Origin of the sequence: Paraburkholderia unamae, from assembly GCF_003096875.1 — a bacterium.
GTDB classification, from domain to species: Bacteria; Pseudomonadota; Gammaproteobacteria; order Burkholderiales; family Burkholderiaceae; genus Paraburkholderia; species Paraburkholderia unamae.
This window is the reverse complement of record NZ_QEOB01000003.1, coordinates 57,805-82,104: the sequence shown is the minus strand read 5'-3', so window position 1 is coordinate 82,104 and position 24,300 is coordinate 57,805. Positions and strand designations below refer to the sequence as shown.

31 protein-coding genes and 4 riboswitches are annotated in these 24,300 nt (G+C 61.4%); of the genes, 18 read left to right on the top strand and 13 right to left on the bottom strand.

Annotation, left to right across the window (positions count from 1 at the left end):
• Nucleotides 1-7: 7 nt before the first annotated feature.
• From C7402_RS07270 to C7402_RS07245, 6 genes are all read left to right on the top strand, one after another.
• Nucleotides 8-814, top strand: coding sequence for an NADH-quinone oxidoreductase subunit B family protein (locus C7402_RS07270; RefSeq protein WP_116610115.1), 807 nt, complete (start codon nucleotides 8-10; stop codon nucleotides 812-814).
• Nucleotides 804-2,798, top strand: coding sequence for a proton-conducting transporter transmembrane domain-containing protein (locus tag C7402_RS07265; RefSeq protein WP_244314764.1), 1,995 nt, complete (start codon nucleotides 804-806; stop codon nucleotides 2,796-2,798). Before C7402_RS07270 ends, C7402_RS07265 begins: the two co-directional genes overlap by 11 nt.
• A 136-nt stretch (nucleotides 2,799-2,934) precedes the next feature.
• A riboswitch (Fluoride riboswitch) is annotated at nucleotides 2,935-3,000 on the top strand.
• 77 nt (nucleotides 3,001-3,077) lie between these two features.
• Nucleotides 3,078-4,394 (top strand): voltage-gated chloride channel family protein, encoded by a 1,317-nt coding sequence (locus tag C7402_RS07260; RefSeq protein WP_116610114.1) that lies wholly within the window; start codon nucleotides 3,078-3,080, stop codon nucleotides 4,392-4,394.
• A 20-nt stretch (nucleotides 4,395-4,414) separates the two neighbouring features.
• Nucleotides 4,415-4,771, top strand: coding sequence for a DUF190 domain-containing protein (locus tag C7402_RS48265; protein WP_116610113.1), 357 nt, complete (start codon nucleotides 4,415-4,417; stop codon nucleotides 4,769-4,771).
• Between the two features lie 27 nt (nucleotides 4,772-4,798).
• A complete protein-coding gene (locus C7402_RS07250; protein ID WP_116610112.1) occupies nucleotides 4,799-5,149 on the top strand; it encodes a hypothetical protein in 351 nt (116 codons plus the stop codon).
• Between the two features lie 33 nt (nucleotides 5,150-5,182).
• A complete protein-coding gene (locus C7402_RS07245) occupies nucleotides 5,183-6,385 on the top strand; it encodes an MFS transporter (RefSeq protein ID WP_116610111.1) in 1,203 nt (400 codons plus the stop codon).
• Here the strand turns inward: C7402_RS07245 and C7402_RS46190 are convergent.
• On the bottom strand, nucleotides 6,365-7,468 hold the full coding sequence (locus C7402_RS46190; RefSeq protein WP_133254423.1) for a hypothetical protein: 1,104 nt from the start codon (nucleotides 7,466-7,468) through the stop codon (nucleotides 6,365-6,367). The genes C7402_RS07245 and C7402_RS46190 overlap by 21 nt on opposite strands.
• 298 nt (nucleotides 7,469-7,766) lie before the next feature.
• Nucleotides 7,767-7,838, bottom strand: a riboswitch (Fluoride riboswitch).
• A gap of 110 nt (nucleotides 7,839-7,948) precedes the next feature.
• Nucleotides 7,949-8,011: riboswitch (Fluoride riboswitch) on the top strand.
• Between the two features lie 188 nt (nucleotides 8,012-8,199).
• On the opposite strand from C7402_RS46190, the gene C7402_RS07240 reads away from it, so the two are divergent.
• Nucleotides 8,200-8,622 (top strand): ACT domain-containing protein, encoded by a 423-nt coding sequence (locus C7402_RS07240; protein WP_116610110.1) that lies wholly within the window; start codon nucleotides 8,200-8,202, stop codon nucleotides 8,620-8,622.
• A 42-nt stretch (nucleotides 8,623-8,664) separates the two neighbouring features.
• A complete protein-coding gene (locus tag C7402_RS07235; protein WP_165841809.1) occupies nucleotides 8,665-10,335 on the top strand; it encodes a dynamin family protein in 1,671 nt (556 codons plus the stop codon).
• A 73-nt stretch (nucleotides 10,336-10,408) separates the two neighbouring features.
• Here the strand turns inward: C7402_RS07235 and crcB are convergent, their stop codons facing one another.
• Complete coding sequence (crcB, locus tag C7402_RS07230; protein WP_116610108.1) at nucleotides 10,409-10,801, bottom strand: fluoride efflux transporter CrcB; 393 nt, start codon at nucleotides 10,799-10,801, stop codon at nucleotides 10,409-10,411.
• Between the two features lie 59 nt (nucleotides 10,802-10,860).
• Nucleotides 10,861-10,924, bottom strand: a riboswitch (Fluoride riboswitch).
• A 512-nt stretch (nucleotides 10,925-11,436) separates the two neighbouring features.
• On the opposite strand from crcB, the gene C7402_RS07225 reads away from it, so the two are divergent.
• The 6 genes from C7402_RS07225 (at nucleotide 11,437) to C7402_RS47385 (ending at nucleotide 14,424) form a co-directional block, all read left to right on the top strand.
• The gene (locus C7402_RS07225; protein ID WP_112175070.1) at nucleotides 11,437-12,114 is read left to right on the top strand and encodes an MgtC/SapB family protein; all 678 of its coding nucleotides are present in this window, start codon (nucleotides 11,437-11,439) and stop codon (nucleotides 12,112-12,114) included.
• Between the two features lie 15 nt (nucleotides 12,115-12,129).
• On the top strand, nucleotides 12,130-12,402 hold the full coding sequence (locus C7402_RS07220) for a hypothetical protein (protein WP_112174968.1): 273 nt from the start codon (nucleotides 12,130-12,132) through the stop codon (nucleotides 12,400-12,402).
• Nucleotides 12,403-12,661: 259 nt separating this feature from the next.
• A complete protein-coding gene (locus C7402_RS07215; RefSeq protein ID WP_133254422.1) occupies nucleotides 12,662-13,216 on the top strand; it encodes a hypothetical protein in 555 nt (184 codons plus the stop codon).
• 97 nt (nucleotides 13,217-13,313) lie between these two features.
• Nucleotides 13,314-13,511, top strand: coding sequence for a hypothetical protein (locus C7402_RS07210; RefSeq protein WP_112174970.1), 198 nt, complete (start codon nucleotides 13,314-13,316; stop codon nucleotides 13,509-13,511).
• Between the two features lie 364 nt (nucleotides 13,512-13,875).
• The gene (locus C7402_RS07205; protein WP_112174971.1) at nucleotides 13,876-14,142 is read left to right on the top strand and encodes a hypothetical protein; all 267 of its coding nucleotides are present in this window, start codon (nucleotides 13,876-13,878) and stop codon (nucleotides 14,140-14,142) included.
• Between the two features lie 30 nt (nucleotides 14,143-14,172).
• A complete protein-coding gene (locus C7402_RS47385; protein ID WP_133254421.1) occupies nucleotides 14,173-14,424 on the top strand; it encodes a hypothetical protein in 252 nt (83 codons plus the stop codon).
• Between the two features lie 38 nt (nucleotides 14,425-14,462).
• On the opposite strand, the gene C7402_RS07195 is transcribed toward C7402_RS47385, so the two are convergent.
• Nucleotides 14,463-14,810 carry a hypothetical protein gene (locus C7402_RS07195; protein ID WP_112174973.1) on the bottom strand — a complete coding sequence of 116 codons (348 nt, stop codon included), beginning with the start codon at nucleotides 14,808-14,810 and terminating at the stop codon, nucleotides 14,463-14,465.
• A 143-nt stretch (nucleotides 14,811-14,953) separates the two neighbouring features.
• Between C7402_RS07195 and C7402_RS07190 the strand changes: the two genes are divergently transcribed.
• A complete protein-coding gene (locus C7402_RS07190) occupies nucleotides 14,954-15,343 on the top strand; it encodes an NUDIX hydrolase (RefSeq protein ID WP_112175071.1) in 390 nt (129 codons plus the stop codon).
• 103 nt (nucleotides 15,344-15,446) lie between these two features.
• Here the strand turns inward: C7402_RS07190 and C7402_RS46820 are convergent, their stop codons facing one another.
• Nucleotides 15,447-16,082, bottom strand: a complete 636-nt coding sequence (locus tag C7402_RS46820) for a hypothetical protein (protein ID WP_165841808.1) — start codon at nucleotides 16,080-16,082, stop codon at nucleotides 15,447-15,449.
• 340 nt (nucleotides 16,083-16,422) lie between these two features.
• A complete protein-coding gene (locus tag C7402_RS07180) occupies nucleotides 16,423-16,911 on the bottom strand; it encodes a hypothetical protein (RefSeq protein WP_116610107.1) in 489 nt (162 codons plus the stop codon).
• 167 nt (nucleotides 16,912-17,078) lie between these two features.
• Here C7402_RS07180 and C7402_RS07175 point away from each other — a divergent pair, with 167 nt between their 5' ends.
• Nucleotides 17,079-17,771: a winged helix-turn-helix domain-containing protein gene (locus tag C7402_RS07175; RefSeq protein ID WP_112175072.1), complete on the top strand. Its 693-nt coding sequence runs from the start codon at nucleotides 17,079-17,081 to the stop codon at nucleotides 17,769-17,771.
• A gap of 212 nt (nucleotides 17,772-17,983) precedes the next feature.
• Here C7402_RS07175 and C7402_RS48160 read toward each other — a convergent pair whose 3' ends face one another.
• Entirely contained in the window at nucleotides 17,984-18,211 is a 228-nt protein-coding gene (locus C7402_RS48160; RefSeq protein ID WP_308012609.1) for a hypothetical protein, read from the bottom strand.
• 264 nt (nucleotides 18,212-18,475) lie between these two features.
• Here C7402_RS48160 and phoU point away from each other — a divergent pair, with 264 nt between their 5' ends.
• Both phoU and C7402_RS07160 read left to right on the top strand, forming a co-directional pair.
• Entirely contained in the window at nucleotides 18,476-19,183 is a 708-nt protein-coding gene (phoU, locus tag C7402_RS07165) for a phosphate signaling complex protein PhoU (RefSeq protein WP_116610106.1), read from the top strand.
• A gap of 119 nt (nucleotides 19,184-19,302) precedes the next feature.
• On the top strand, nucleotides 19,303-19,521 hold the full coding sequence (locus C7402_RS07160; RefSeq protein WP_112175073.1) for a hypothetical protein: 219 nt from the start codon (nucleotides 19,303-19,305) through the stop codon (nucleotides 19,519-19,521).
• Between the two features lie 218 nt (nucleotides 19,522-19,739).
• On the opposite strand, the gene C7402_RS07155 is transcribed toward C7402_RS07160, so the two are convergent.
• From C7402_RS07155 to C7402_RS07130, 7 genes are all read right to left on the bottom strand, one after another.
• Entirely contained in the window at nucleotides 19,740-20,021 is a 282-nt protein-coding gene (locus C7402_RS07155) for a hypothetical protein (protein ID WP_112174976.1), read from the bottom strand.
• A 433-nt stretch (nucleotides 20,022-20,454) separates the two neighbouring features.
• Nucleotides 20,455-20,724 carry a hypothetical protein gene (locus C7402_RS47380; RefSeq protein ID WP_133254420.1) on the bottom strand — a complete coding sequence of 90 codons (270 nt, stop codon included), beginning with the start codon at nucleotides 20,722-20,724 and terminating at the stop codon, nucleotides 20,455-20,457.
• A gap of 318 nt (nucleotides 20,725-21,042) precedes the next feature.
• Nucleotides 21,043-21,828, bottom strand: coding sequence for an IclR family transcriptional regulator (locus C7402_RS07150; protein ID WP_116610105.1), 786 nt, complete (start codon nucleotides 21,826-21,828; stop codon nucleotides 21,043-21,045).
• Nucleotides 21,829-21,873: 45 nt separating this feature from the next.
• The gene (locus C7402_RS07145) at nucleotides 21,874-22,359 is read right to left on the bottom strand and encodes a hypothetical protein (protein WP_112175074.1); all 486 of its coding nucleotides are present in this window, start codon (nucleotides 22,357-22,359) and stop codon (nucleotides 21,874-21,876) included.
• Nucleotides 22,356-22,682: a (2Fe-2S) ferredoxin domain-containing protein gene (locus tag C7402_RS07140; RefSeq protein ID WP_112174978.1), complete on the bottom strand. Its 327-nt coding sequence runs from the start codon at nucleotides 22,680-22,682 to the stop codon at nucleotides 22,356-22,358. Before C7402_RS07140 ends, C7402_RS07145 begins: the two co-directional genes overlap by 4 nt.
• 10 nt (nucleotides 22,683-22,692) lie before the next feature.
• The gene (locus C7402_RS07135; protein ID WP_112174979.1) at nucleotides 22,693-22,992 is read right to left on the bottom strand and encodes a ferredoxin family protein; all 300 of its coding nucleotides are present in this window, start codon (nucleotides 22,990-22,992) and stop codon (nucleotides 22,693-22,695) included.
• A complete protein-coding gene (locus C7402_RS07130; protein ID WP_112174980.1) occupies nucleotides 22,989-24,299 on the bottom strand; it encodes an FAD-dependent monooxygenase in 1,311 nt (436 codons plus the stop codon). The genes C7402_RS07135 and C7402_RS07130 overlap by 4 nt, the downstream gene beginning before the upstream one ends.
• Nucleotide 24,300: the final 1 nt, after the last annotated feature.

Genomic DNA, 24,300 nt, shown 5'->3' with positions numbered 1-24,300 from the left:
GCACGCCATGTCACTCTGGACCTGGTTTGGACTCAAGGAAGGTAGCGCGAGCACCGACTGGCCGTTGAAGGGCGGCGAGGACGGACAGCAGGGCGTGCTCGGCATGCCGTGCTACGACCCGTCAAAATGCAGGCCAAACTGCGACGAGTGTGCACAGGCCTGTGTGACTCACGCGATCAGCTTCAGGTCGCAGGAGGAGGCAGTGACACCGGAGGTTGACTGGGGACGCTGCATCGTGTGCCAGCGCTGTACGGAAGTCTGCCCGGCTGCCGCCTTTACTCCGTCAACGGACTGGGCACTGGGTGTCAGCGAGCGACTCGACCTCAAATGGGACACGGCATTTGGCGAGCGCATCTCTCGTGACGTCGTAGAACATGGGTGTCGCGCGTTTGGACGCAGCCTGCATATCCGGCACGTCGACGCGGGGTCGTGCAACGGCTGCGAGTCCGAGCTGCAGGCGTTGAACAATCCCTTCTATAACCTGCACAGGCTGGGGATTTTCTTCACGCCATCGCCTCGCTTCGCCGACGTGCTGCTGGTCACAGGGCCCGTCACGAAGGCAATGCACGGACCGCTTCTCGAAACCTGGGAAGCGATGCCCGCGCCACGATGGGTGATTGCAACCGGCACCTGCGCGGTCTCGGGCGGCGTGACGGGCGGCAACTACGCATCGGGCACCGGGCTTGACGGTGTCGTGCCCGTCGATATCTATCTGCCAGGCTGCCCGCCCAACCCCGCAGCGTTGATTCACGCGCTGTTGATGATCGTCGGGCGGGCGGAGCAGCGAATGAGGGGAGGCCGGATTGAACGCTAACCAGTTGCTGGGCATTGCCGCTGCGGCCTGGGTGCTGGCCGCCATCCTGTCCCCACTGCGGGTCATGCATCGCGCGATCCGCGCGCTGCTTGGCGCAGGCTGTGCGCTCGGGATGCTCGCCTGTCTCGCAGCGTTGCCACTGGGCACGTCGCCAGCGGCGCTGGGCGTCTCCCTGGCGTCCCAGCCCGTTTCATTCGCGGTCGAACCGTCGGGTCTGTGGTTGCTGGGTTTCGGGCTTGTGCCGGCCATCTTCGCCTGCTGGCTCGGGTCTCCGCTTGCGGGGCGCTCGGGCCGCTGGTACGCGGGCGCGGCATTCAGCCTGCTCGGTGCGCTCGGCGTAATTGGCCTGCAGGACGGGATCTCCCTGCTGGTGGCGTGGGAGGTGATGAGCCTCGGAGGCGCGCTGATGCTTGCGGGGGAACGTGCTGAGGAAAATGAAGCAAAGCCGGTGTTGCTGATGCTTTCCCTTCTGGAGGTGGGCGCGGTCGCCCTCGTTTTTGCGATCATTGTGCTCGACCACGGCACGGGTGGCATCGGATTCGGGAATTTCGTTGCGAATGCGACGACGTCCAGCAATGTCGTGTCATGGTTTGCGGGCATCGCGCTTCTCGTCGGGTTCGGCGCGAAGCTTGGCTTGTTACCCTTCTATGAATGGTTTCCGCGGGCGTATTCAAGTGGCAGCGGGGCGACGGGCGCACTCTTTTCGGGTGTCGTGCTCAATGCCGCGTATTTCGCCTTGAGCCGCGGGTGGAACACGTGGCTCAACGTGGCTGTCGGGCCTGATACGGCGTTCGGCCTGGGCGTGATCGCCATCGCGGTCGGCGTCGTGAGCGCGATCCTCGCCGTGCTCTTTGCGTTCCAGCAGGACGACTGGCGCGCACTGTTGAGCTATTCGTCTGCGGAGAATGCGTCGATCGCCGTGGTCATGCTTGGCGTGACGCAGCTCTTTCGGGCCGACCATCTTGCGGACCTCGCCGGGCTGGCCTGGACGGTGGCGATGCTGCATCTCGCCGGTCACGCGCTGGCGAAAGGCGCGCTCTTTCTGACCGCGGACGGCATTTATCTGGCCTCCGGAAGTTACGACATCATCCCGCGCGGCTGGCTGAAGCGCAGCGGCTTTCTGCTCGGGCTCGGGGCGGTGTTTGCCGTGATGAGCCTCGCGTCGGTCCCGCCGCAGGCGGGCTTCGTCAGCGAGTGGTATGTATTCCAGTCCGTTTTCCAGGGCTTCCACCTTTCGTCGTTTGTCGGGCGGCTTGCGCTGGTGCTTGCCGGCGCGGGACTTGCACTTGCAGCGGCTGTCGCGCTGGCGACGTTCGTCAAGGTCTTCGGTCTGGGGTTGCTCGGGTTGCCGGACGTCGACGTAACGCCGCTCGTGCCTCGCACAAATGCCGTGGCAGTGGGCATCCTTGGCCTTTGCGTCCTTGCAGTGGCAGTCGGCGCACCCCTCTGGCTGAACGCGCTGGCCGCAGACGCGCAGGCGCTTTTCAACGCCAACAGTCCGCAGGCCATGGTCGTTGGCTGGGTGCTCGTTCCCCTGACCAACAAGTTCGCCTTTATCTCGCCGTCGAAGCTGATTATTGTGATGCCGCTGCTGGCAATCCTGCCGCTCGCGCTGTTGTGGCTTACGAAGCGTCGCGCAGTCAGGCGCGTTCCGGTCTGGTTTGGCGGCATGACAACGAATGATCGGGACGCGATGACCACGGCACTGACATTCTCGAACGCGATGCGCACGTTCTACAGCTTTGTGTACCAGCCCACGATCAGTACTACGCGCGAGCACGAACAGCGCGAGTACTTCATCAAGCGCCTGGTGTTTTCGGCAGGTGTGACCGACCTGTTCGAGCGACACCTGTTCGATCCTGCGGTCCGGATTGTGAACCGGTGCGCGGAGAAGTTGCGCGCGCTGCAGTCGGGCAACCTGAATTTTTATCTTGCCTTGATCGGAGGGTTGCTGATCGCGATCCTTTTCCTCACGCTCCTGTAGCGCTCGTCCTGCCAGCCACGCCAAGCCCTGACGGGGCCGGGTTCGCCGCCTGCCTGGTGACTCGGCCGGTAGTGGGGTGGTGCGTCCTTTTTGCGACAACCCAGTTGCAGCGGGAAACGTCGTCCCTTAAAATCGCACGGCTTTCGGAGATGGCATACCTCCCGTAACCGCCGCGTCAGCGGCTGATGATGCCTACGAGTTCCTGGGTGAAGGAGGTCGTAGGTCGTCCGTGCGGGGCCCCCGTCGCCCGGGTTTGATGAAGCTTCAAACCTGGAAAACATGAAAAACCTGAAGTCTCTCGAGCAGGTGGCCATGGTGCCTTACATGGCGCGCTGGCTGCTCCTGTCCTCCATTCTCGGCACCCTTGCCGGCACTGCATCCGCTGTCTTCCTCTACGCGCTTGATCGCGCAACCGATATCCGCCTCGACAATCCGTGGCTGCTGTGGCTTCTGCCATTGGCGGGCTTCGCCATGGGCTGGGTCTATCATCGCGTGGGGCAGTCCGTCGAAGGCGGCAACAACCTCCTGATCGACGAGGTGCACGACCCGAAAAAGATCGTGCCCAAGCGCATGGCGCCCCTCGTGTTGATCGCGACCGTCGTGACCCATCTCTTTGGCGGCTCGGCGGGCCGTGAAGGCACAGCTGTCCAGATGGGCGGTGCGTTGGCCGATCAGGTGACGGCGCTCTTCGGCCTCGAAAAGGAGGAGCGCCGGATTCTCCTCATGGGGGGCATTGCCGCGGGCTTTTCGTCCGTCTTCGGCACGCCGTTGGCCGGCGCGGTGTTTGGCCTGGAAGTGCTCGCGATCGGCCGCCTTCGTTACGACGCGCTGCTTGCCTGTATCGCCTCTTCGGTCGTGGCGGATCAGGTCTGCCGCGTTTGGGGCATCCATCACACCGTGTACAGCGTTCCGGTGGTGCCGCCGGTCACGGTACTTGGCGCGGCTTCAGTGATCGTCGCGGGTATTGCCTTTGGCGTGGTGGGCATGCTGTTCGCCGACTCGACTCACGCGCTGTCCGCGCTGATCAAGCGCAAGATTGCCTACGCTCCGGCGAGACCTCTGCTGGGCGGTGCGATCGTCGCGCTGGCCGGCGTGGTCCTGAACGTTCCGCAATATCTGGGGCTCGGCATTCCTACGATCGTCCAGGCATTCAATGGGCCACTGCCGGTCTACGACTTCGCCGGAAAGTTTGCCTTCACCGCCGTCACACTGGCGTCCGGTTTCAAGGGGGGTGAGGTTACGCCCCTGTTCTACATCGGCGCGACGCTTGGCAACGCATTGGGTCATGTACTGGCGTTGCCGATCCCTGTCCTTGCCGGCCTCGGCTTCGTCGCCGTGTTTGCCGGTGCGGCGAATACGCCGATCGCATCGACCATCATGGCCATCGAGCTGTTCGGTTCGGACATCGCCGTCTATGCAGCGCTCGCGTGCGTTGTGGCCTATCTCTTTTCCGGACATACGGGCATCTATCGCGCCCAGCGCGTTGGCCATGCCAAACACCCCCTTCTGCCTGCGGGAATGCGTCTTTCTGACATCCCGGCGCTTCGGCGCGCGCGCCGTGCTGCGGCCGCCGCTGCATCGTCAACCCAGTCGTGACTCGATCATCCCTGAAAACCATGTCCAAACTGATTTCGCTTCGCCTGTATTTCCACCACTCTGAACGTGCCCACGCACACGAACCAAAGCGCTTCTGGCAGCGCTTCACGCGACCGAGTCTTGCACGCCACCTGCTGGAGCATGCACGGCGTGCAGGTATCGAACAGGCGGTCCTTCACCGGGTGCACGCCGGTTATCTGAACGGGGATCGTGTCCACCATGAACACGTTGAGGCCGCGCATCATCGATTCCCGCATTGCATCGAGCTGATCGACCTTGAAAGCAAGGTGAGAGCGTTCTGGGGCGCTCACGGCAAAGGCCTTCATAACGTGCGCGCTGTCTTCCTTCCCTGCGAAGGGGCCGTTGTCGAGAGTTAAATCCGTTACGGGCCTCAGGGAGACGCCATGACGTGGGATGCAAAACAGGAGCGGTTAAAGGGGCAGCTGATGCTCGTGACCTATGCATTGCTTGCGAATGAAGTGCTGGCTTGGGCTTTCTCGTTTCTCGCGATCGCGATTTATCCCGGAATGCAGCGATGGTGGTTCATGGCTCTTGGAGCAGTGACCATGCCTGGGGCAATGACATGGATCAGCCGGGACGCGAAAAGGGCCTATGAAACCGCAGCGCACGAGCGGTTTCTGGGCTTTGACGGCATCCCTCCACGCGTCGCGTCGATTGCAGAGAACTGCCCGAGTCGATGGCTCGTTCTGCTACATATCCAGATGCATCCCGAGTTGCGTTTCCACGAACGGTAGTCAGCGCGATTTCCGTCGCTAGCGGAGACTGTCATGAACGGCACCGGTGGAACCTTCGCCGCACGACGCGCCATGAGGTTTGTCCTCCTCGTGGGCGTCCTCAGTCTTTTCGCGGATTGCACGTACGAGGGAGCGCGAAGCGTACTGGGTCCCTGGCTTGCCACAATGGGCGCGTCCGCAACGGTCATCGGAGTTGTGGTCGGGTTTGGCGAACTGCTGGGTTACGGGCTGCGGGTGGTGTCGGGGAGACTGGCTGACGCGTCACGCCAGTTCTGGCCGATAACCATCACGGGCTACGTTGTACAGATGAGCGCGGTTCCGCTCCTTGCCCTTGTTCACAGCTGGCAACTCGCCGCGATCCTGATCGTGCTGGAGCGCACGGGCAAAGCGATACGCAATCCGCCGCGAGACGTGATGCTCGCCAGCGCAGCAAAGCGCATCGGTGGCTATGGTTGGGCCTTCGGGATTCATGAGGCATTCGACCAGTTTGGTGCCATGGTGGGGCCGCTCGTTGTGGCCGCACACGGAAACTATCGTTTTGCGTTTGCCGTCCTGGCGATCCCGGCCTCCATCAATCTATGCTTCGTCGCGCTCGCACGTATCGCCTTTCCGCGTCCGCAGGATCTGGAGCAACGAGAGGCAGAAGAAGCGATCGTTGACCGCTATCCCGTGGACTACTGGGTGTACCTCGCCGGGGCGGGCCTCGTAGCCGCCGGCTTTGCGGACTACCCGCTGATCGCGTATCACTGGTCAATCCATCGCGTGATTCCGGCGGACTGGGTTCCGCTGCTATACGCGGTCGCCATGGCGGTCAGCGGGGGAGCGTCGCTTCTTCTCGGGCGGCTCTTTGACCGGTACGGGTTTCGCGTCCTGATCGTTTTGACCATCGTTGCGGCGGCTTTCGCACCACTTGTGTTCCTTGCCGGTCGCATGGAATACGTCGTTCTTGGCGCCGCGCTTTGGGGCATGGGCATGGGGGTTCACGAGTCCATCATTCCCGCAGCCGTAGCACCGATGGTAAGTCGGTCGCGGCGAGCGTCGCCGTTCGGGGTGTTCACAGCCGCCTATGGGGTCTGCTGGTTTGCCGGTAGCGCATTGATTGGGTGGATCTACGACAGGTCGATTACAGGCGCAGTCTTCTTCTGCGTCATTTCGCAGCTGCTGGCACTTCCGGCATTCGTGTGGATCAGTCGTCGCAATACTCCGAGACGGCATTCAGGCGTCGCCGGAGAGTAGTGCTTTTGTTTGGATATCAGCGCTTCCCGGGAATCCAGGTGGGGGCAGGGCATGCTGATCCCGTCTCAGGGTGTGGCATAGGGCGGTGTTGAGCCGGTGTTCGATCAACGGATCCGATGCGTAGATAAGCGCCTCCGCGAAGTGCTTGATGCAGACCCCGGAAGTGAGCCGTGCAGCATGATCGTCATCCTGCGCTCGGGACACTTCCCGGATCAACCGGGCAATGGCTCTACGCGCCGCAATCTCTTCGGTGTCACAGCCAGGGCACGATTCGCGCGGAACGACTTCAGGCGCGTGCGACGTAGCACTCGCGCGGGCTGCGCTGCCGGCCGCATTGAACCAACGGAGCCGGCTACGCGGACGCCGTTTCGGAGCGTAGCTGGAGCCCGACGCGGGGGTGACTGGGCGAGCGGGTAGCGCGGTCTCGAGATAGCGCTGAAGCGCCGCGCGTTGCAGTTCCCTGTCTGGCTGGGCGAGGCAGAGGAACAGATGATTTCGGCAGGTCGGGAGCGTGATCCAGCCAGGTTGTTCAAGACGCACGTTCTCCGCGGCAGACGTCAGCCATTGGGTGCGCCCTGCGTGAATCGCCTCGCAGACCGGACACTCGCAAGGCGTCTGCCACCGGGGCGTTGCGTCGCGAGCCAGTGGGTAAAGAATATGTCGTACGGCGATGACGCATTCAGTGGAACTGGCGATCAACGGTGCGTCGAGTACTTCGATTGCCGTTCGTGCCATGTTGCGTAACTGGCGAATGAAACGCCCTCGCAGGGGTGGTTCCGTGCGTTGGACAAGAAGCTGGATGTGGATAAAGCACAGCGGCGGCACGCGAGCATGCCTGCCGGTATTTTCCAGCCCTTTTAAGACGCGGGCCAATGCACGTCCTTCGCTACGGTGAAAATACGCGCACGCGGGACAGCGCCCCCGGGCATTGAACAGGATGTCCTGAAGCAACTCGTCCTGCAGGGCCGCGCGCTCAAGCAATGAGCCGAGATGACGGGCTGCCTCGCAAATGGGGGCGTCAAGCGCGCGTGCTGTTTTGCGAGCGGATGCCAGGACGGCCGCATGGTCCGTGCAGAAACCCATGCTCGTCGCCACGGTCTGCGCAAGTAACGTTCGTGCGCGTGCATCGCGCATCAGACGTCCGAAGTATCTCGCGTCCGCTCCCGCAAGCTGCGCACAGACAACGCATTCTGGCCCCGCAGCCGAAACGGCATGGACCGGTGATTCTGACGGGCGCTTGCCTGCAGCGAAGAGATGTGTGGCGAAATGGTTGGTGTCTCCGGACAGGGGGGCTTGTGAAGAGGGCATGGCAGTCACGCTCTGGTTTCGCTCACGTGACCTGGGGGTGGCTCCGGTAGACGGCCCACGGCGCCCCCCGCAGGGGTCCGTAGGCATCATTAGCCGCACAGGGGAAGCGCGACGGTTGAGGGAGAATGCCATCTCCGCGAACTCAGTCTATCGCATATCGAATCGCTTCGGCAACGCAACAAACTGGGGAAGTTTGACGCTTGCAGGGAGCCGCAAACACGTTGCGACGTGTGGGAACCGGCGATAAGATTGAGGCGTACTGGTGGAGATGGCATTCTCCCTGACCGCCCGCCCTGGGCTGATGATGCCTGCTGGCCTGATTGAAGGCAGCACTGGCACGACCACCAGTTCCCTTCATCCTGTTTGTGCCCGTGGCACGTCGACACACCGACGCTCGCCTGGGGCGAGAGCGATCGTGCTCGCCCTGGACACACGCAGACGCCTGTTGGTCCCGTTTCCAGTTGTTTACTTGCGATGGTCGCGCAAAACCGTGCGAGGCAAGGCCTATGGAACTCGACATTCAGCGCATCGAAATCTGGGAAGCCAACATTGCCGATCAGCCAGGCGGACTGGCGCACGCGCTTGATGCGCTGGATGACGCCGGCGTCGATATACAGTTCGTCGTCGCGCGGCGCGGTCCGACTGGCTCAGGACGCGGGCAAGTGCTCATTACGCCGCTTCGCGGAGATCATCAGGTCGCGGCGGCAGCGCGCGCAGGTTTCCATATGCCCGAGCATATCCACGCGATCCGCGTCTGCGGGGACAACCGCGCGGGACTCGCTACGGGCTTGCCAGGCATGATTGCGGGACTCGGCATCAATCTCCTCGGCTTCACGGCCTCGACGGTCGGTCGCGAGTTTGTCGCGTACATTGCTGCGGGCTCGCAGCCCGATGTTGACAGGATCGTGCAGGCATTGCGCCAGCTTTGAGGGATTAGTTTTGTTGTTGAGATGGGCGAGCGGAGGTGTCCGATGGATCTTCGTGAGTACGAAAACGCAAAGTTTGAGCTCGCGGGAATGCTGCGTACCTTGTCGGATGCGACAAGGGAGATGGGTGAGCCGGTCGAGGCGCAGATTCGGGATCTGTTCGTTCGTCTCGCCGAGGACCGGTTCAACCTCGCGGTGGTAGGGCGCTTCGGGCGTGGGAAGAGTTCACTGATGAATGCTCTGATCGGCGTTGAGCGGCTGCCCACGGGGATTTTGCCGCTGACGGCAGTGATTACAGCCGTTGTCTATGGCAGCACCGAAAAGGTCATCATCCACTACGAAGGACGGCGCCTTTCAACGGAAATTGCGCTCGAAGAGCTTCCACATTTCATTACGCAACGGGCCAACCCGGGTAACGTCCGAGGCGTGAAGACCGCGGAGGTGCAACTGCCGGCCGAGCTGTTGCGTCGAGGTTTCCATTTCGTTGATACACCGGGACTGGGCTCAGCCATTGCGGAGAACACGCGAACGACAGAATCGTTCCTTCCTGAAGCCGATGCAATGCTCGTGGTGACGAGCTACGACAGCCCGATGTCTGAGGAGGAGTTTGCCGTATTACGTCTGGCTGCCAGATACGATCGCCGCGTGTTCATGGTGTTGAACAAGCAGGATACAGTGACGCAGGCACAACGGGAGGAAGGGCTCGCCTATGTGAATGAGCAACTGCAACGTGTGCTTGGACCTCGCGCGTCGCCACCGTTCTCGGTTTCTGCGCAGGATGGTCTTGCCGCAAAGTCTCGAGGTGATCGGGACGCACTGTGCAATAGCGGCGTGGCTGGCCTCGAAGAAGCCCTCGTCGCCTTCCTTCTGGAAGGCAAGCGGCGTGCATTTCTGGCCAGCTTTTGCGAGCGTGTCCTGGACGTTGCGAGGCAGGTGCCAACGGACGCGAAACTTGCCGCGGTGGCTCTCGATATCCAGAACTTCCGGAATCGCCTCGAAGCCGATCACGTGATAGTGAGCGCGTCCCGCGCCGCCCCTTCGATCTACGTCGAGCTAGGCTCGCTGCAGGAGCTTCAGCCATGCGAAATCTGCGAGCGTATTCAGACCGTGAGTTTCGACTTTTTGTGCCATTACCAGTACGAATTGAGCGTCAGCACGCAGTCGCAGGACCGTCATGCCCAGGCAAGAGGGCTGTGTGTCAGTCACACAAGGCAACTCGCGGCGCTCGCGTCACCACGGGGCGTCGCGATTGGCTATCCTGCACTTCTCGGGACACTTTCCGCCACGCTCGAGCGCGCGGCACGCGCGGCTCAGGGCGGTAGTCAGGATGTCCTTGATCAAAAGGACGTGCTGCCCGATACGCACGAGTGCGAGTTGTGCAGATTGTGTATGGATACCTTGCATACCACGATTGCAGAGATTGCCGGGCGCCTCGCGCAGGATCCGGCACACGCAGTGGATGCGTTGTCGGGGATCTGCATGCTTCACCTTCCAGCCCTGGTCGCCGGTCTGGGCGACACCGGACTGATGCGCGGCGTTCTCGCGCGCGAAGCCGCGATACTGTCGAGGCTTGCAGACGATCTCAGGCGCTATGCGACCAAGCACGATGCGATCCGCAGGCAACTCGCCAACGCCGAAGAGTCAGAGGCTGCGGAGAAGACCCTCAAGCTGATTGCTGGGCTCGTCAACGTCCATGTGCCATGGCCCGATGGGTGACGAGGGTACCGTTGGCCGAACTCCGATGTTGAGCGCATGATCGGAAAGTGTCCCCCGCGTAGTAGGCCGACGATCAAGCAATCGCGAGGCGGGAGACTGCGCCGACGGTAGCGAAACCCAGTATGGTCATGACGAGAGAAGCCGAAAGATGAATGACAATTTCGCCGGCCGCCCAGCCAAACCGACCTTGCTGAAGATCGGTTGCGACTTCCGCAGAAAACGTTGAAAAGGTCGACAGGCCGCCCATTAATCCAGTCGTGACAAACAGGCGCCATTCTGGCGGAATCTGGGGTAAGCGCGCAAAAAAAGCGATGGCTACGCCGATGATGTAACCGGCAATGACGTTTGCCGCGAGCGTGCCTAACGGGAGATCTGGATACAATCCGTTCAGACGGACTCCAAGGAACCAGCGAAACAACGAGCCGAGTGCTCCACCGATGGCGACTGCGAGAACCGATTGAAACATATTCGATGCCCCCGTTTTGCTTTGACCTCGACGAACGCGAATACATGCCATTCGTCTGGCGGGTTGTAGGCATCATCGGCTCACAATGAGCGGTTAAAGGAGAATGCCATCTCCTGCGGACAGTCTAGCAGCTCGAAATTCAGCGTCAAGGCGCCTGCCTGGACGACGGCCGTAGACACGAGACCGCGAAAAAATTCGGCGGCCGCCATGATTGTCGCGCCGCTGGGAGTCCAGGAGGGCACTCCGCGAATGCCTCGGAGTGGCCAATTGTCCGCAAATCATATGTTTCCTGAACCCACACGGCCAGATATATCGCATTCCTAACCATAAATTATGGCGCCCGTTGCACTTTCGGTTGCAGGTGAAAATCCTGCTTCGATAGAAGCGAGATGAGCGTCGGACGCAGCTTTCGAGGTGGGCCTGGCCAAAGGAGTACGCAGGCGAGGGTGCGCGGCTGGCCCCTGGTTTGACTCGAGAAGCTTTGGCTTAACTGCGACAGGACCGCAAGCCTTGTCGCTGGAACGCTCATCGAGTCGTTAATCCACCTGGCGCTGCTTGCGGCGAAATAGATGGCACAAAAATGTCACAATGCGACGCCTGCGGACCTTGTCCGGCGATAATCACGGAGTTTGATCTTGATCAGCGACCTTGAACTGCTATCGCGCCTGCTCATGGCAGCCCTCCTCGGCAGCGTGATCGGTTTTGAGCGTGAGCGTCTGAACTGGGCGGCTGGCCTGCGTACGCACATGCTGGTCTGCGTTGGCGCCGCGCTGATGATGCTGGTTTCGGCGTTCGGCTTCGCTGACGTGCTTGGCGAAAAGAACGTCGTGCTCGACCCATCCCGGGTTGCTGCCCAGGTTGTCTCCGGGATCGGCTTTCTGGGCGCCGGATCCATCCTGCTTCGTGGCGAAGTCGTGCGCGGTCTGACGACGGCTGCGAGCCTCTGGTCGGTCGCGGGTATCGGGCTGGCAGTGGGTGGCGGCATGTACACCGCCGCAATCGGCGCCACGCTCATTATCCTGATCATTCTCGTCGGCGTGAAACCGCTGGAGCGGCGCTTTATCTCCGTGCGTCAGCAGCGCAACATACAGCTGCTGGTCGAACATGGTAGCGTCACGCTCGACTCCGTCCATCGGGCCCTTGGCTCGGGTAGCGTGCGAGTCAAGCAGTTCATCGTGCAGCAGTCCGAGGATGACGCCGATCTCGATGACGTCCAGATCGCATTGTCGCGGATGAGTACCAGTGAATTCTCGGCGATCTGCTCACGGCTCGAAGCCATGTCGGGTGTCCGCGAGTGTCGACGCGACAAATAAGGTGGGGAGACAGTCATGACGCGAAGCTACGACTACGAAGGCTTTACGCTTGAGATCTCCGTTGAGTCCGATATCAGTATCGGACCGAAGAGACTTGAGCCAGCACGGCCGGGTTACGTCGCCATCGTAAGGATCTTTCAGGCAACCAGCACGCTTGCCGTATTTTCTCCGCTGCGCTTCGGCGAAGCGGGCGGTCGTCCATTCGCGAACGAGGCCGACGCGCTCATGGGCGGATACAGTGCGGCACGCAAGATCGTCGACGACCTGTTTTGCCACGACCGGCATTGAGCCCAGCTGGAACGCGTCGGCGTCCCTTGCAGCCCGTCCGTCGAGCCGGAACGACCCCCTCACCATGCACGCTAAATCCCACATATTGGGGAAAATCCTGAACAACATCGATTTATGATCCAGATTTAACAAAGTTAGAATAAATGCTCTAGATTGTTCGGCGGCGTGCTCCCGGTGAGGGTTTGCGGGAGCCGGGCATTCCGTCGAACCGCCGCAGTGGCAGCGGCAACGCCTGTTGGTGAGCACCTGGAGCCAATTCGTGAATCATTCTGAACAGAATTCATTCGCCACAACTACCGCCTGCACGGCTGCATTCCCGTTCCCGGCAATGCATCTGGCTACCGCCTTCGGTGACCTCGCCCGGTTGAACCTCTCGATGTATGGAGTGGTCCTTGCCGGGGCGCCGGAGACCGGGGAAAACATCGCCTCGTCGAGGGCGGCGGACCCGTTTGCCTGGCACCAGGCGGCGGCGCTGCCGTCGCTTGCTGTTCCGCTGGGCGCGTACGCCGTCGCCCTGATCGACATGGCGCTGCAGACTTCGGCAACGCTGAACCGGCTCGCCTTTGCGGGCTGCGTCGAGATGGCCCGGCAGGCGTCGGTTGCGATCACGGCAATCGGCAGTGGCGCGTGGATCGCGGATGCCATGACAACCGCGGCAAGCGAGGTTCCTGAGCGTTCTTCTTCCGTAGCTGTAGAAGCGCCCACTGTCGCGCGGAATATCGCGCGCGAGGTGGTGGACTCTGCTCCGGCAGACGTGCTGCCAGTCAGCAGGCGACGACGAAGTCCTTCTCCCCGCAGCCGCGCGTCGTCCTGACAGGCCTCATCGGCCGGGACTGCGCTACCTGACCCGTCGTTTCCGGGGGCTTTTGCCGCCGGATGTCGCTTTCATTTCCCCACCTCAAGGCAATGCCATGCTGAGTCCCCACGAACTTGCCACGTTGATGCTGGTGAAGGATGCGCCGGAGCGGATGGAAGCGAACCGCGAAGAGCTGGGCGCGCTTCGCGAGCTGCAGCTGATCGCGATCGAGCCACCCGAAACGGGCATACCCATGCCTCGCGTCACTCCGCGGGGCTATGCCTTCCTGCGTGCGATTGCCAGAGCGTGCTAAGGCGCGACAGGCTATCGTTGCACTGTCGTCGGGACGATATAGATGCACCGTGCTCTGCGCACCGGGAAGCGGCGAGCAGGGCTTAACCGGGGAGGCTGGCATGGACCAATCTTGGCTGGGTATGGGTATGGGTGTGGGCGCAATCGCGCTCGTCATCGCGGCAGCCGGTGTCGCGGCTCACTGTCGGCGTGAACGGCGCCGGGCCGATCTGCTGCGCAATCTTGATCACCATGAATGGTGGCAACGGACCCGGTCGCGACACTAGGACGCCCCCGGGCGGACCGTCTCGCTGCGCGATCTGCAGGGGGGCAGAAAAAGCGGGAATAATGATTAATACTACTAATTAAAATCAGGGGAATCCACCATGAGCTACGATTTTGCCGAGCAGGATCTGGTGCACATCAGAAGCGTCGTCAGCCATTTTGAACACGCGGTAGACAGGGCGCGTGACATAGAACCCGGATCGGTAGCCAGTCTAAACTACTGGCGCGCCAGGGTAACGACCATTCTGGCCACGCCCACGCTGCCCATGCACGTCGAAAAGCAGGCGAGGGACGTCCTTGGTCTCCTGGACCGTCTGGACGACGCGTGCCGTTGCGATCGCTCCGGTGACGCCCGCGCTCCATTCTGATTGCACTGTGCGACGCGGGAGATGCAGGACATGCCATACGTGCCACAGCATGAGATCGCGCCACCCGTCCTTGTGACGGGTTCGCTCAAGGATGCGGCCCGGTTCCTGCTCTGCACGCTTTGTCGCGAGCCCGTCAATCCGGTCCCCGTGCCCCACGTGCTTTGCTGGGTCAAGCTGCTGCAGGCGCGCGGCGCCGACTTTGCGTCTCACGTTGTGACGTGCGAGTGCTGGCTTCAGGAGCACCACCGCGGCTACCGGCCCAGGCCGCAGGAAGCGGACTGACTGCGCAGGGCCTTCGCAGGACTTCAGGCCTGCGATGTTCAGTGGTGCTTCCCGTTGGCATCGTGATCAGCGCGCGCGCCGCGATTACGCGAGCGTTTGCCAGAAGTGAACCTCTGGCTGTGCCTGGCGAACGCACGCAGGTCATGACGCATGTACCACGGCCACCCTGCAAGATGATAGAAAAGGAGGCAGCCGCCGCGCATCCCGTGGCGCCACCGGTGCGGCACGCCGTCAGTCGGGAAGTCCGCAAGTGTCCGGTAGCCCAGACAGCAGACGCCGAGCGTCATCCAGGCCATCGCGATGACGAGCGTCGGAATGGAAAGTGCGCAGGCAATGACGAAAATGCCGAATGGCGCACAGATTTCGAACGGCGAGCGGGTTCTCATGGTCTTATCTTCCCGGCAGCATAGGATGCTCGATATCTCAGCTTTCTGCCGGCGTTATCTGCGAGGGCGTGACTCCGCCGGCGTTCCCCGGTAACGTTTCGATTCGTCTAAGAAATATTGCACCTGCAGTGAAAACCGGAATCATGAAAGAACGAGCCACCGTCGTGTGCTGGCAACGCGGAAGAGTCCTTCTCGTCGAACGCGGAAGGGCAAGATGGGCGCTGCCCGGCGGCACGATCCGGCCGGGCGAGTCTGCGGTGGATGCGGCAATTCGGGAACTCAGTGAAGAGACAACAATCGAGGGCTGCGAACTGGGCTATCTGTTCCAGTTCGGAGGCCTGAGCAAACGCCATCACGTCTTTTTCACGCTGTTGCCCGATGCGGCGAGGCCTGTGCCGGGCAATGAAATCCAGCGATGCCGGTGGTTTCGCCCCGGGAAGGTGGCCACGCTCATCACCAGCGTGCCGACGCGCGAGATCATCAAGCTGCTGTTCAGTCATGAAGTGGCGGCGTCCGGGCTCGTTTCCGCGTAGCCAGCGCCCCCGGGTCGCGCTTCCGGTAGGGTCGGGCCGTGGGCCGGGCGAAACGCGGGCGATTGCCACCCGGTAGCGCGCGTTCCAGCTGGCTCGACTGCGCCTAATCAGACTGGATCAGGGGCGTAAGGAGCTTTCGACCGTTCGTGATATTGCCCTGAATGTCACGGACCAGCCCGTTAAAGTTTGTGCCCCGGCGGCCGAAAATACATGCATGGCGCATGAGCAACCAGACTCTCCCGAAAACAATCCCGTCTGGGCGGAGGCACGGGCGCTTGAGACCAGTATCCGTGCAATCAGACGGGCACAGGGAAAGAGGAATCCTGAAGACTTTTCCCCAGAAAGCCCGGAATGTCTTGCGGTCATGGAGGAGTTCGCGCGCGAAGTCGGCCGTGTGCTTGCACTCGATGTCCGCGACCTTGAAAAGGATGACGACAGCAATCCGCACGGCGCCGGGGCGGCTGGCTAGCCCCTGCCGGGAGCCGGTGCAATCTGACGTGTCGGCTTTGCGGCTTATCTGGCGCGATGCCTTGTCATCGAATTTTGTCCCGGAGAGAATCTGACCAGCGGGGAGTTCTCCAGTGGCAATCAGCGTGGTCGAGCCACGCGCCACAGGCTCCTCCCTCATTCCGGTGAAGCCAGCATCGATGCTGGCTCGTGGCAGCCAGAGGCGCTGCCCCAGACCGGTTCGATATTTCTCCTGGACAACGGCGTCCGGTTCGGTGGTCGTCCGGGTCACAGCACGTGCTACGACGTAGCATGGTTGAACTGGCTGGCGTTTTCGAGCTAGCTGGGCGAAAGACTGTATTTCTTCCTCTGGAGCACGACCCGTGCGTCGGCGTGCTGCCCGAAACCGGCGACGAACCTGACGTTGCAGGCAAGCATGACCTCTCGCAATCGCGTGACTCAGCCGGCACACGGCTGGCGCGTTCGTCACGCCGCGGCTGGACACGGCGCGACCTGCGCCGGACATCGCGTAACCATTGAGGATTGGACCATTTGCCGGGTAACGGTATGGCCGTGTCCTGTCGTCAGCCTGAACCTCGGCGCAGTGGCGGCGAATGTTCAACGGGCAGGCATCACGCGGCCCCCGCATGGGCAGGGCCGCCATCCATCGCACCACCGGGCTGCCGCGCGGCCTGCACCATGCGCCTTTCGAGGTGCTCGCTCGCCCGCGCAACGATCTCGACGCGGGTGGTGGCGAGCTGCCGATCGTACTCGTTCACCACCGTCGTCAGTTCGCGGATCAACGAATCCGGTAGTCTCCATTCGCCTGTCCGGCCAGCCTTGAGAAGTACCTCGTCGAGAGTTCGCTCGATGCGATCAATATCGTCGACATCGAGCCTGCCGAATCCTGTGCGGGTGATGTAGCCAGTGATGAAGACGATCTGGGACATGTGACTGATCAGTGCGCGGCCGGCCTCGCCGTTGCGCCGCCGCTCGTGCGCGATTCGCGTGCGCAGCGCAAGACTGGGTGCTTTGCTACGGGACATCGGAAGGAGCAGTGCTTTCGAGAGCGCCCTTGAGGTGGGCTGACGAAGGGAGCGGGGTTTGTTCCTGCTGGACATGTCCAGGTCTCCTGCGCGTGAAGTTTGAGCCCCCCACATTCCTGGCATTCTCCGCGAGGAACCACAATGGTGGCTCGAATGGATGGCCGGGCTCAGTATTCCGGCGGATTGTCGGTAGCAGGAGCTTAAGGGAAACTTAAGCATGCGTTATGCGATGCGCGCCGACAATGATAGCGTGTCAGGAGGGCTGCACCACGCGCCTGCTGCTGGTTGAACACGACGGGATGCTTGCCGCGCCGGTGGTGGAAACGATGCGGTGCGCGGGCCATATGATCAACTGGGCACGCGACCGGCGCGAAGCGGAGTCGTCCCTTTGCGACGGAACAACGTATGACCTGATCATGCTGGGCCTGGGTCTGCCAGGAGATGAAGGGCTCGACCTGCTGAACCATTACCGCAGGCTCGGCGGGCGCGCCCCGGTGATCATCCTGACAGCCCTGGATGCAGTAGAAAGCCGTATTGGGGCGCTCAACGCAGGCGTGGACGATTACCTGATCAAGCCTTTTGACCTCGATGAACTCACGGCACGTATCAGCGTGCTGATGCGTCGTCGTACGGGGCAGGCGGCGGGAGTGTACGCACACGATGGTCTTTTGCTGAACCACGTTTCCCACGAGGCGACCCTGCATGGAGCGGCGCTCGACCTTCTACCGCGTGAGTTCACTCTGCTCGGGCCGCTTATCGAAGAACCGGAGCGGGTTTTTACCCATCATGACCTTCTGAGGAAGGTGTACGGCCTGGACGACGAAATCGACAGCAATGCGATCGAAGTTCATGTGCATCGTCTGCGGCAGAAGATCGGTGCGCAAAGGATCGTGACGGTGCGCGGCGTGGGTTATCGTCTCAGAAAGATCGCATGAGTGCGCGAGCCGCATCAGCGACGGCGATGCCACTGCAACCTGGAACGACGGCACGATCCGTGTCGCGCGTTGCGCGCGTACCCACACAGGAGCGGGGCCCGTTAGCATTCCTGCTTTTTCTCCGCAGCCCCGGGCAAGCCGGTTGCTACGTCCGCGTGCCAGTTCCTGATCGTTGCAATGACTCGGTGCGATGGTCGGGAGTCGAACACGGCTCATTTGGTTTTCGGTGGCCGGCCCGTCTTGACCGGCTCGACTGCCTTGACGGCCGCAAGAAGGTGTTTCGTTGGCACAGATGCCAGCAGAAGCAGTCCTGCACGCACAAGCTCGCTCTTTTTTACGGCAACGCCCGCGCCGAGGCACCGCTGCTTGAGCACCGCGAGCTGCTCGTAATCCTCCCTTGGCATTGTGAAGGTGTCGCGTACGACCTTTTCCGGTTTCACATGCTCCTTGTGGTGCCGGACAGCGCGCGCAGGCGTCGCCTGAACAGGCGTTGCCGTTCGGGTCTGTGGCCTGGACGCCACACCCCCGGTCCTCGCAGGCTCGACTGACTTCCCGCCGCCCGCGGCCTCGCGGCCACCGCCGTCAGGGGATGCATGTGCCCGTCTGGCGTTTGCGTTCCTGGTAGCTTTTGGCTTCATGGTTTTTTTCGCGTTTGACAAACCGTACAAACAGTTTATCGTCTTTCTGGAATGCGGGAGTTTTTCATGCCAGACAAGCATATTTCCAGCCAGTTTGATGCTGACCTTGAACACCTGTCGTCCAGGTTTTTCGCGATGGGGGGACTGGTTGAGTCACAGTTGACCGATGCAATGAACGCCCTCAGCCGCTTCGACATGCGACTGGTCGAGAAGGTGATTGATGAGGAGCATCGACTCAACTCGATGGAAATCGAGATCGATGCGGAGTGCAACAATATCATCGCGCGGCGCCAACCCATCGCATCCGACCTGCGGAGGCTTATGGCCTTCTCCAAAGGCATTACCAATCTTGAGCGCGCAGGCGATGAAGCGCGCAAGATCGCAAAACGGACGAGGAAGATTTCGAATGATCCTGCGGGTAGGAATCTGGATATCGCCGAAATCCGGACATCTGGCCAGATGGCAGGAACCATCTTCCACGACGCGCTCGCGGCATTTGCCCGACTCGATACGGTCGAGGCTGCCAGGATCATGCGCGACGATGAGGCAATCGATGAGCAGTACCGGGCATTCGTGCGCAGGCTGCCGGCATACATGGCCGGGAATCCTCGCGTTATTTCTTCCGCGCTCGACTATGTGTCCATTGCGTCGGCCATCGAACGGATTGGCGACCATGCAAAAAACCTGGCGGAGCTTGTCATCTATGTTGTCAAGGGCAAGGACGTCCGTCACCTTTCGCGTGATCGACTTGAGCGCGAGGCCCTGGACGATTGAGCGCGGCATGGCAGCGACATGAAATCTCAATGGTCGTAGGCGAGGTGGCCGTCAGCTGGTTGGGAGTTGAGGTTCGTGAAGTGTACGTAGTGAATACGCGCGTGTTGTGGAGTACGACAATGAAGATGTCTCACAGATTGCAGTCCCATTCCGCCGGACCGGTTTGGGGGCTGGTTATGGGGATGTTCCTCGTGGCGATCGGAATCGTCATCTGGATCTATGCGAAGTCATCGCAACCTGGCGACTCACTGGATGAATCGCTCGCAATGGCTGCGATGCTTGTTGGGGTTTTTCTGGCTGTCTATGCCGGACGGGAAATCAGCCGCGCACGACGATGATATCCGCGCGCAACAGTCGTCGGGAATGAACTGTTGACACGTCTGGTGGATGTCCGGCGTTGGGCCGCACGCATCGAACTGCGCCGGGCCCGCGACACGGGAGGAGCGGGTAGTGACGCCCGTGCTGATTTGCGCTATGCCGCAAGCCCTGATCGATCCCGTAGCAATGTCTGGTGCCGCAGCGACAGGTGTACTCGCTGTTTGAATCGCGCCCTCATTCAATGCTGGTAAGCCATGATAAACGCGCCCAGTCCTCCAACCACCAGGGCGAGCGGACACAACGCCGACGACCAGCCCTGCTGTATCCGGATTACGGTGTCGTAGAAACGCCATACAGCCACGACGCCGCAATAGGCTGTAATGACAGTGCCGGCTCCGCGAAGAGCTGGCAGCCACTGATGCCACACGGCGAGGCAATAAATACCGAGGGCGATGATCGCAATACCGACCGCAGCATCGCAAACTTTACTCGGCTGCTGGTTGCTCGTCGGGGCGTTCATTACGATTGCCCTTTATTTCGTTGAGCCGTGTCTTCGGCTCTCAGATCAGGCGACTCTGGACCACTGCGGGAGGGCCATGGACGGCCGAGATGGCTTCGGACATGGCTCGCGAAATCCCGGAGTTCCGCTCGCATGTACCACGGCCACCATGCGAGGTGGTAAAAAAGCACAAGCGAGCGTCGCCGACCGCGCAACCAGCTGCGCGGAATGCGGTCGGTCGGAAAGTCCTCAAGGGAGCGGTAGGCCAGCGTACAGACGCCTATCGTCATCCATGCGATTGCAATGATGAATGTCGCCAGGCAGAACGAGCCAGCGACCAGGAAATGACAAGCGGTGCGCAGATCTCCAGCGACGAGCGGTTTCTCATGATTGATCGCCCCTCCCGCGCTGTGGCTGCCGGTTCACGTGAGGCCTTGCTACAAATATAGCAGTTCTATGAAAGCACCCAAGCGTTGCAAGAGCGCGCCATGCTGGCAGCACAACCCGATGCTTCTGTTAGCCCGAGGGTGCTCGAGTTGGGCCACCCAGCGTCACGATCTTGCGGGCGAAATCCCCACCGGAAGCTGCCGGGCGCGAGTTTGAAGAGCGAACGGACCTGCCAGCCCATGCGCCCGGATATCTCTTCCAGTTTGGCGGCGCCAGCAAGTTGCATCACTTTCTCTGGATCAATTTTCTGCTGGCAGCCACGCATGGTTTTTTGCACTGCTGGGGGCTCTCCGTGCGCCAACATCAATATGCAGCCGTTGGTTACATGCCGGAGCGGGAGTCTTGCGAAATTGAGTGATACGCAGTTGGTCGAGCGGCTGTTCATTCAGCGACAGGTTCACGACCAGTCGCTTCTGGATTGCCCCGAGTGGTTGGATCGGTCAGCACATCTGGAATCTCAACGAGTGTCGACAGGCAGTCTTCAGGAACTGCCTGCCGCGCCGGATGCCGCACTGAGCACGTTGGAGGCCAACAAGCCGCACGTTGACCCTGATACGGGACTCGCGCTTGGCTCAGTCGACTATATTGTCGCCATTCATCTGCACATTCTCTTGGTATGCGGTGCGGGGCGATCGGAGAGAGTGGAAATCGCTGTGCTTTCGTCGTTGTTCGGCGACCCCGGCAGTGGGAACTGTCCGCCCAATTGCTGGCTTAGCGCCTGGGCGCTTTCACGGACAGACGCTATCCATGAGCGTTGTACCCGCTGTAACGGAACGATCAGGGTAATTGCGCCCAGCACGTCTTCAAGGGGACCAAATACCGGCGCTGCGATGCCCGCGAGTTCGGGTGAGCGGTCCCCGGCGAGCAATAGCACCTGTTCATTGCGGATCTGCTCCCCGAGCGCGGGGTCGCCGGTGTGCATGTAAGCCTGCAATACCCGGCCTGCCGCGCCCCTGCCCAGGGGGAGCAGATCTCCCGTTTCAATGCTGTCCCTGACCGCGTGCGGCGAGGCGATTCGATGAAGACATAGCCGGAATTCACCCTGGCAGACGTAAAACGCGGCGCTCTCACCGGTCGTTCTGACCAGTTCGTGCAGCGCAGCGACGGTCCAGTGCGAAAGAGAAAAGGACCGCATGTAAGCTGCATGGAACCTTGCAACCGCAGGCCCCAGGACGTAACGCCCATCGGGTTGCTGCGCAACGGCGTGCGCGTGGATGAGCGAGGCGATCAGACGCAGTATCGTGCTCTTATGGAGGCCCGTGTTGTTCGCGATCTCTTTGAGCGACAGGCTGCCGTTACCGTTTGCCAGTGCGGACAGCACACATAGCGCCCGATCGACAGCAGCGACTCCGGACGGTGGCGGATGGCTGATGGTCGGCATGGTGGTCGGGTGGCGTTGGGGCACGACGAGCGGACGGCTACGTGGTTACTGGGACCTGGATTGTGTTAGCAATCCCTCCACGACGCCGAAACCGAGTCGGTCGGCCGGATCGAGTACTCGGAGCTTCTCGACAAGTTGGCGAGCCACCACGCGCTCGCCGCGCCGCACACTGATGAACGCCAGCGCCTTGAGCGTAAAGAGCCAGAAGCGGGCGGGCCCAGGCATGGAGAAATCGGCGTCTGTGGGCTGAACCGCGCGCCAGTCACGATCGATTGACGCCTGTGCCGCAGCGACGGCGAGGCCCTTTCGGGCGACCTCGTTCGCCGGCTCCAGTTCGCCTCGGCTCGCGTGGAACTTGTAGAGCAGATAGTACGGAGGCAGGCAATTTGGAAACGTGAGCACTGCCGTCCATAGCGCGGCGCCCGCCCGCTCGGGCCCCATGCCGCGCGCCTCGTCAACGAGACGCTTCACGGCAGGCGGGACTTCACCACCGAACAGTTCAGTGGACTCGACGCCAGTGAACAGGTTCACCACACAGCCTCCGGTGCGATGAGACGTGCGACCGGCGTGCCGCCTTCGAGATGCGAGGTGAAGATCTCCGCCACGTCGTCGGGTGTCACGCTGCGATAGAGCACCGCTTCCGGATAGACGATCACGTTGGCCCCCTGGTCGCAGGGGCCGAGGCAACCGGAATATGTGATCGCGACAGTTTCGTACGCGTTGCGCTTTTGCTGCTCGGCCCAGAAAGCCTGAACAAGGGCGACCGAGCCCTTGCCACCTCCACAAGAGCCGCGTGGATGCTGCGCAGGCCGGTTCTGGGTGCAAACGAAGACATGTCGTTGCGGTTTGCTCATTGCCGTTTCCTTAGCCAAATTTGAACAGGATGCCGTGCCCGCCGCGCGGGTATTCCCATTCGATGTTGTTGTGCTCGGCGCACAGGATGCGGCAACTGCCGCATTCGAGACACCCATCCGTGATCAGCGTGACAGAGCCGTTGCCTTCAGCCTTGTAGCACGATGCCGGGCACACAAAGGTGCAGCTTTTCGCGCCGCACTCGCTGGTACAGACATCCGCGTTCCTGATGCGGATATGCGGCCGCCCCGCGTCCACACGGTAGCGGTTCTGGAACAGTTTTTCCTCGACGTTGACAGCGACGGTGTTCATCGAAATGCCCTCCAAAGTTTGTATGCGTCGCCCATGAGGCCGGTGAGCGAGCGACCTTTGCGAAAGCTCGCGATGACCTCCTGCTTCTTGGTCGTTTTGTCGACGCCGTCGACGGTGATCATTGTCCGGGCGGCGTTCGCAACGAGGTCCGGGTAGGTCGTGAAGAACTGCGGATTGCGGTGCAGAATCCCCGGCATGTCGCGGTATTTGTGCAGATCCTTCATCACGAAGCTGCCATCCAGCGCGGCCTTGTACGGCGAAAGTGCATTTGCACGGTAGCCTCGTCCGGCCGCTTTCGCGTCGATCACCGTTTCGGCGGCGAGTCGCCCGGTCGTCATCGCGAGATTGGAGCCCTCGCGATGTGCGGCGTTGACGAAGCCGCCCGAGTCGCCCACGATCATCCAGCCGTTGCCGTATACCTGCGGGATGGCGTGGAAGCCGCCCTCGGGTATCAAATGCGCGCAATACTCTTTCATTTCCCCGCCGGCAATCAGCGGCGCGATGGAAGGGTGGCGTTTCATCTGTTCGAGCAGTACGTAGGGACTCGTCCGGTTCGGATTCCTCTTGAAGTCGCTCAGCATGCAGCCGACGCCGATGGTCAGCGACTCCTTGTTCGTGTAGAGGAATCCCGTTCCCATCATCCCGTCGGTGATCCGGCCGACCATTTCGATCACGACGCCTTCTTCTTCGCCAATGTTGAAACGCTGGCGAATCGTCTCTTCTGGCATGAAGAGAATCTCCTTCACGGCCAGCGCGACGTTGTGGGCCTGGATTTCACCGTGGAATCCGGCCTTGCGTGCAAGCGTGGAGTTCACGCCGTCTGCGAGGATCACCACGTCTGCGTAGACGTCGCCCTGCTCGCGATCGCATTGCACGCCAACCACCTGGTCGCCGTCCATGATGAGATGGTTGACCGTCGTCTCGCAGATCAGTAGTGCGCCGGCTTCACGCACCTTGGCCGAGAACCACTTGTCGAACTGGGCACGGATGATCGTGTAGCGGTTGTACGGTGGCTTGTTGTAGTCATCGCTACGCATGTGTGTGCCCACGAACGACGTGTCATCGAGCATCCACATGCGCTGCTCGATGATGTGGCGCTCGAGCGGAGCATCGTCCCGAAAGTCGGGAATGATTTCTTCAAGCGCTTTCGCGTAAAGGATCGCACCTTGCACGTTCTTGCTGCCTGGATACTCGCCGCGTTCAATCTGGAGCACTTTCAGGCCGGCCCTGGCCATCACGTAAGCTGCGGCGTTACCGGACGGCCCGGCGCCGACGATAATTGCATCGAACTGCGAGGGTTTCTTCATC

Coding starts and splice junctions, on each gene's coding strand:
- crcB (WP_116610108.1), bottom strand. CDS start 10,801: ATGTTTCAATCGGTTCTCGCAGTCGCCATCGGTGGAGCACTCGGCTCG.
- C7402_RS07195 (WP_112174973.1), bottom strand. CDS start 14,810: ATGAGAACCCGCTCGCCGTTCGAAATCTGTGCGCCATTCGGCATTTTC.
- C7402_RS07155 (WP_112174976.1), bottom strand. CDS start 20,021: ATGAACGCCCCGACGAGCAACCAGCAGCCGAGTAAAGTTTGCGATGCT.
- C7402_RS07220 (WP_112174968.1), top strand. CDS start 12,130: ATGACGCGAAGCTACGACTACGAAGGCTTTACGCTTGAGATCTCCGTT.
- C7402_RS07130 (WP_112174980.1), bottom strand. CDS start 24,299: ATGAAGAAACCCTCGCAGTTCGATGCAATTATCGTCGGCGCCGGGCCG.
- C7402_RS07205 (WP_112174971.1), top strand. CDS start 13,876: ATGAGCTACGATTTTGCCGAGCAGGATCTGGTGCACATCAGAAGCGTC.
- C7402_RS48265 (WP_116610113.1), top strand. CDS start 4,415: ATGTCCAAACTGATTTCGCTTCGCCTGTATTTCCACCACTCTGAACGT.
- C7402_RS07180 (WP_116610107.1), bottom strand. CDS start 16,911: ATGTCCAGCAGGAACAAACCCCGCTCCCTTCGTCAGCCCACCTCAAGG.
- C7402_RS07235 (WP_165841809.1), top strand. CDS start 8,665: ATGGATCTTCGTGAGTACGAAAACGCAAAGTTTGAGCTCGCGGGAATG.
- C7402_RS07190 (WP_112175071.1), top strand. CDS start 14,954: ATGAAAGAACGAGCCACCGTCGTGTGCTGGCAACGCGGAAGAGTCCTT.
- C7402_RS07250 (WP_116610112.1), top strand. CDS start 4,799: ATGACGTGGGATGCAAAACAGGAGCGGTTAAAGGGGCAGCTGATGCTC.
- C7402_RS07260 (WP_116610114.1), top strand. CDS start 3,078: ATGAAAAACCTGAAGTCTCTCGAGCAGGTGGCCATGGTGCCTTACATG.
- C7402_RS07135 (WP_112174979.1), bottom strand. CDS start 22,992: ATGAACACCGTCGCTGTCAACGTCGAGGAAAAACTGTTCCAGAACCGC.
- C7402_RS07160 (WP_112175073.1), top strand. CDS start 19,303: ATGAAGATGTCTCACAGATTGCAGTCCCATTCCGCCGGACCGGTTTGG.
- phoU (WP_116610106.1), top strand. CDS start 18,476: ATGCCAGACAAGCATATTTCCAGCCAGTTTGATGCTGACCTTGAACAC.
- C7402_RS07175 (WP_112175072.1), top strand. CDS start 17,079: ATGATAGCGTGTCAGGAGGGCTGCACCACGCGCCTGCTGCTGGTTGAA.
- C7402_RS07150 (WP_116610105.1), bottom strand. CDS start 21,828: ATGCCGACCATCAGCCATCCGCCACCGTCCGGAGTCGCTGCTGTCGAT.
- C7402_RS07210 (WP_112174970.1), top strand. CDS start 13,314: ATGCTGAGTCCCCACGAACTTGCCACGTTGATGCTGGTGAAGGATGCG.
- C7402_RS07245 (WP_116610111.1), top strand. CDS start 5,183: ATGAACGGCACCGGTGGAACCTTCGCCGCACGACGCGCCATGAGGTTT.
- C7402_RS46190 (WP_133254423.1), bottom strand. CDS start 7,468: ATGGGTTTCTGCACGGACCATGCGGCCGTCCTGGCATCCGCTCGCAAA.
- C7402_RS07140 (WP_112174978.1), bottom strand. CDS start 22,682: ATGAGCAAACCGCAACGACATGTCTTCGTTTGCACCCAGAACCGGCCT.
- C7402_RS07240 (WP_116610110.1), top strand. CDS start 8,200: ATGGAACTCGACATTCAGCGCATCGAAATCTGGGAAGCCAACATTGCC.
- C7402_RS07270 (WP_116610115.1), top strand. CDS start 8: ATGTCACTCTGGACCTGGTTTGGACTCAAGGAAGGTAGCGCGAGCACC.
- C7402_RS47385 (WP_133254421.1), top strand. CDS start 14,173: ATGCCATACGTGCCACAGCATGAGATCGCGCCACCCGTCCTTGTGACG.